The 524-nt window shown below is 52.1% G+C and carries 1 pseudogene; it reads right to left on the bottom strand.

Annotated elements, in window-relative coordinates:
* A pseudogene (locus P7F28_RS15565) lies at window positions 1-451 on the bottom strand (hypothetical protein); the annotation flags it as partial.
* Window positions 452-524 lie beyond the last annotated feature (73 nt).

The following is a 524-nucleotide window of genomic DNA, read 5'->3' as shown; positions in this document are numbered from 1 at the left end:
TGCCATACAGCGCCAGCACGGTGGCCGACGCAAGCAGCCATTTCTCCCACGACGGTTTGAAAAATACATAGATATAAGCGCAAAACAAGACGACCGCGAATAGATAAACCGACTGCGTGAACAGGCTTTTTCTAAGAATCGACGTCCAAAGATCTGTCTCATCGACCATTGCGACCTTGGTGAAATTGGGCTCGAATGGCGCAAGCGCGTTCGCCAGTTGAGCGCTAAGAAACATGATGGCCCAGACGAAAAAGGCCGTTAGCAGAAAGCCGGCGTATCGACTTCGATTTCTCCCCGCGCAGGCCAGCGCGACGGGCAACGACAGGAAACACATCAGGTAGCCCGCCGTAGTTCCCTGCACCGAAGGCATGATCAACACCGACGTGATGGGCATGGCGAATGCCCATACCGCAAAGTATTTCTCAAGCAGCGACGAATGGCCTGTGTTCATGAATGATCGCACTATCTATGGAAAATGAGGCGACAGCTTGGGCAAACATTTTTGCGTACGACCGTTGAATATT

The sequence above is a fragment of the Caballeronia sp. BR00000012568055 genome (assembly GCF_029439455.1).
GTDB lineage: Bacteria > Pseudomonadota > Gammaproteobacteria > Burkholderiales > Burkholderiaceae > Caballeronia.
This window is presented reverse-complemented; position numbering and strand designations above follow the sequence as displayed.